The organism is Pseudomonas sp. (assembly GCF_026224925.1).
GTDB lineage: Bacteria > Pseudomonadota > Gammaproteobacteria > Pseudomonadales > Pseudomonadaceae > Aquipseudomonas.
On the sequence record NZ_JAMFRV010000093.1, the window covers coordinates 1 to 4,712 of the forward strand.

The 4,712-nt window shown below is 55.4% G+C and carries 4 protein-coding genes; 1 reads left to right on the plus strand and 3 read right to left on the minus strand.

Going from position 1 to position 4,712, the window contains the following annotated elements; translation table 11 throughout:
• Positions 1 to 81: 81 nt before the first annotated feature.
• A complete protein-coding gene (locus tag M0974_RS04175; protein ID WP_297833157.1) occupies positions 82 to 1,263 on the minus strand; it encodes an HD-GYP domain-containing protein in 1,182 nt (393 codons plus the stop codon).
• 411 nt (positions 1,264 to 1,674) lie between these two features.
• Here M0974_RS04175 and M0974_RS04180 point away from each other — a divergent pair, with 411 nt between their 5' ends.
• Complete coding sequence (locus M0974_RS04180; protein ID WP_297833159.1) at positions 1,675 to 2,373, plus strand: OmpA family protein; 699 nt, start codon at positions 1,675 to 1,677, stop codon at positions 2,371 to 2,373.
• 137 nt (positions 2,374 to 2,510) lie between these two features.
• On the opposite strand, the gene M0974_RS04185 is transcribed toward M0974_RS04180, so the two are convergent.
• Together M0974_RS04185 and pta are read right to left on the minus strand one after the other, a co-directional pair.
• On the minus strand, positions 2,511 to 3,419 hold the full coding sequence (locus M0974_RS04185) for an acyltransferase (protein WP_297833161.1): 909 nt from the start codon (positions 3,417 to 3,419) through the stop codon (positions 2,511 to 2,513).
• An 84-nt stretch (positions 3,420 to 3,503) separates the two neighbouring features.
• A partial coding sequence (gene pta / locus M0974_RS04190) for a phosphate acetyltransferase (protein WP_297833163.1) occupies positions 3,504 to 4,712 on the minus strand: 1,209 nt, incomplete at its 5' end.

The window sequence follows — 4,712 nt, forward strand, 5'->3', positions numbered from 1 at the left end:
ATGTCCCTTGCCGTGCTCTCTGAGCACGGCAAGCGCTCAAAAGTGCGGGGATGACATGTTATTCGTTCGAACAGTAACCGGTTAGCTAACGGAGGCCCCCAACCACAGTTCTTCCACATAGGTGATGCCCAGCTCTTCTGCGGATTCAATCTGGATGATCTTGTCGTGTTCGTCAGTACTGGCCAAATCGATAATCTGATGAGGAATGGGTTTTTTGCTACGCATGGACAAAAACACCTTCACCTTCGGCGTAATCAGTGAGGCTCCGCTCTGTTCAATCACTACACCTAAAAGACCACTTTCAAGACTGACCAGCGCACCAATCGGATAGATACCTACGGTCTTGACGAAGTGCCGAAAAACAGTTTCATCGAAGTGACCTTTCCACGACGCCATTTCGCGGATGGTGTGCGCGGGGCCCCAGCCTTTTTTGTATGGGCGTTCAGACGTTACGGCGTCATACACATCGCACACGGCTCCCATTCGGGCAAACAGGCTTATCTGATCCCCAATTAAGGCATGTGGGTAACCGGAGCCATCCACTTTTTCGTGATGATGCAGACAGACGTCCATTACTTCAGCGCTGAAGCAATCGGCTGTTTCAAGAATTTTCAGCCCTTCTTCAGGGTGATTTTTCATACTCTCGAACTCTTCGAAGGTCAGCTTTCCGGCCTTGTCTAGAATGCTGCTGCAGATCATCATTTTGCCAACATCGTGCATCAGCCCGGCGATCCCGGCTTCTTTGACTTGCTGCTCGGACATTTGCAGCTGCCGGGCCAAAGCAATCATCAATATGCACACGGCTACAGAGTGCATGTAGGTGTAATCGTCGGAAGTCTTCAGGCGTGCCAGGCTGAGCAGCGCATGCGGATGCCGGAGAATCGAATGGGTAATTTCATCTACCAGTAACGAACCTTCCAGGGCATTGACAGCTCGTCCCAGTCGCGCATCGCTGAACATGCTGATAACAGCAGTCTTGGCCCGGCCGCAGATAAGCCGAGCTTCGGACAGCTCTTCGTTCAGGCTTACAGGGGAGGTGCTTATCGACGATGCCATGGCTGGCTGAGCGGCAGTCGCGCGTACTGCAGTTTTACTGAGGTCGACCCAGACCTCATGTACGGATAAGGCTTGGATCCGCAAAATGTCTTGCGCGTCTTTTATTTCAAAACCGCCCTTCCAGGAAGGATGATTAGTCCACACACCACAGAACTGGTGGATGTGCATACCTACGGAAATCTCAGAGGTAAGGATTTTTTTCAGCACTCGAATTCTCTCTGCTGCAATGCGTCCATGCGGGGGACCAGCATTTGTAGTGCGCTTTTTATTTTGATGACGTGAATGGCCAGTTTTATATCCCGTCCATCCATGGGCCGCGATTCGCTGGAATGGCCTCCAGTGATTTCATAGTGCCACTATCGGCGCGCTGATGTCGAAGAGTTATGAATTCTTGAGCGCGACTGTGCGACTTACGCTTTTCTCACTGCCACTGTCCATCAATCGGCAGGCATCATGCAAGCTTTCATCCCCTTGAATTCCTTCGTTCGCCGCTGAAAATTGTTCAGCCAGCGTTAAGGAATTTTTCCCTAAACTAAGGCTCTAATCGCGGCACGGCTCCGGCCTGATGTTCGTTGCGGCCCCGTAAAGCTGCCTAGATGATAAACAGGAGTTACCTCAATGTTTACCTCGTACCGTTTGATGATTGGCGCCACTACGATTGCTCTGTTGGCGGGTTGCGCATCCCCCAATCCGTATAGCAATCAACCTCAAAATAACGATTCAGGCGGCATCAGCAACACTGCTAAATACGGCGGTTTAGGTGCTCTCGCAGGCGCCGTCGCAGGCGCGGCGATCGATCACGGCAACCGTGGCAAGGGCGCGTTGATTGGCGCAGCGGTGGTGGGTGCCGGTGCTGCCGGCTACGGTTATTACGCTGACAAGCAAGAGGCCGAGTTGCGCAAAAGCATGGCCAATACCGGGGTTGAGGTGCAACGTCAAGGCGATCAGATCAAGTTGATCATGCCGGGTAATATCACCTTCGCGACTAACTCATCGGCCATTGCGCCAAGCTTCTATGCACCGCTGAATAACCTTGCGGGCTCGCTGAGGCAGTACAACCAGAACATGATCGAGATTGTCGGTTTTACTGACAGCACTGGCAGCCGCCAACACAACATGGACCTGTCGTTGCAGCGTGCGCAGAGCGTGAGCACTTACCTGACGTCGCAGGGCATCGATCCTTCGCACTTGGCCGTCGGTGGCTCAGGTCCGGATCAGCCTATCGCAAGCAACGCTGACGTGAACGGCCGGGCACAGAACCGTCGGGTTGAGGTCAATCTGAAGCCGATTCCTGGGCAGCAGTATCAGCAGCAATAAGGTGCTTTACCGACATATATTGGCATGACGGAAACCTCTGTAGGAGCCAACTTGTTGGCGATAAGGCACGCACCTCGGTTTGTCTGACCCTGCGCGGTGGCCGCTTCGCCAACAAGTTAGCTCCTACAGGGCTCACCTCAACCCTTCGCCGGATACTGCCGGTGCATCTCATCCAGTAACAAATCTTTCTCGTCCCACAGCTTATTGATCCACTGCTGGAACTCCAGGCGGTATTCGCCGTCCTGTTCGTAGTTGTTTCCAATGAACTGCGGTGGAATCTTGATCTCTTCGAAATGCGCGACGATCTCTTTGACGTTGCCGCACAGCAGATCCCAAAAACCAGGCCGTCCCCCGGGGTAATGGATCGTCACGTTGACGATGGACTCCAATTGCTCACCCATCGCGTCAAGCACAAAGGCAATGCCGCCCGCTTTGGGCTTGAGCAGGTAGCGAAACGGCGACTGCTGTTCGGCGTGTTTGTTTTCGCTGAAGCGTGTGCCTTCGACAAAATTGAAGATGCCCACCGGGTTGTTGCGAAACTTGTCGCACGTGCGGCGGGTGGTTTCCAGGTCTTTGCCTTTCTTCTCCGGGTGCTTGGCCAGGTAGGCCTTGGAGTAGCGCTTCATGAACGGGAAGCCCAACGCCCACCAGGCCAAGCCAATCACCGGCACCCAGATCAACTCTTGCTTGAGGAAAAATTTCAGCGGGCGTATGCGTCGGTTCAACACGTATTGCAGCACCATGATATCGACCCAGCTTTGATGGTTGCTGGTGATCAGGTACGAGTGTTGGTAGTCCAGCCCTTCAAGGCCGCTGAGGTGCCAATGGGTATTGCGTAGCAGGTTCATCCAGGCCTTGTTGTTGCTGATCCAGGCCTCGTGAATGTGGCCCATCAGCCAGTCGGTAAAGCGTTGCGCTGCAGGGAAGGGCAGGCACAGCTTAAAGATGGCGACGATGAATAAAGGCGCGCAGCAAACAATCGTGTTCAGCGCCAACAGCAGCGAGGCAATGATGCCGCGCAAGGGAGCAGGTAAAAAGTCCAGCATGTGGGCCGAGGCCTCCGCGAAAAAATATCGGATGCCGCCGGGGTATCCGGCGGCACTGGTTTGGGGTGAGTGAGCGTTACGGCATCAGGACAAGTTGTCAGCCTGAATCGCCGTCAGCGCGATGGTGTAGACGATGTCGTCGACTTGAGCGCCGCGTGGCAGGTCGTTGACCGGTTTGCGCAGGCCTTGCAGCATCGGACCGAGGCTGACGCAATCGGCGCTGCGTTGTACCGCTTTGTAGGTGGTGTTGCCGGTATTCAGGTCCGGGAACACGAACACCGTCGCGCGGCCGGCGACCGGGCTGTTTGGCGCTAATTGCCGGGCAACGTCTTCGTTGGCGGCGGCATCGTATTGCAAAGGGCCGTCGATTAGCAGGTCGCTTTGCGACCGATGTGCCAACTGCGTGGCTTCTCGGACCTTTTCCACTTCTTCGCCACTGGCCGACTCGCCACTGGAATAACTGATCATCGCCACCCTCGGGGCAATGCCGAACGCCACCGCGGAGTTAGCACTTTGCAGGGCAATTTCGGCCAGTTCGGTCGCCGTTGGGTGCGGGTTCATGATGCAGTCGCCGTACATCAGCACTTGCTCCGCAAACAGCATGAAAAACACCGACGATACCAGCGTGCAGCCCGGCGCAGTTTTGATCAATTGCAGGGCAGGGCGGATGGTGTTTGCCGTTGAGTGAATGACCCCGGAGACCAGGCCATCAACTTCATCCAGTGCAAGCATCATGGTGCCGATCACCACGGTGTCTTCCAACTGCTGTTCAGCCATGGGCGCATTTAGGCTTTTGTTTTTGCGCAGCTCTACCATCGGCGCGATATAGCGCTCGCGGATCAGGTCAGGGTCTAGAATTTCCAGCCCAGGCGGTAGCTCGATGCCTTGGGCTTGGGCCACGGCATACACCTCTTCAGGTTTGGCCAACAGCACACAACGGGCGATGCCGCGAGCCTGACAGATCGCTGCCGCCTGAATGGTCAGTGGTTCGCTGCCTTCAGGCAGAACGATGCGCTTGTTGGCAAGCTGCGCGCGCTGGATCAATTGATAGCGGAACACGGCAGGCGACAGGCGCATTTCCCGCGGCGTGCCGCATTGCTGATGCAGCCATTTGGCGTCCAGGTGTCCGGCGACAAAATCGGTAATAGTTTCCGCGCGCTCGCGGTCATCAATCGGAATTTCTTTGTTCAGTTGGTTCAACTGGTTGGCGGTGTCGTAAGAACCGGTACTGACGGATAACACCGGCAAGCCCGCCTGCAGCGCGCCACGGCAGAGCTCCATGATCCGCGGATC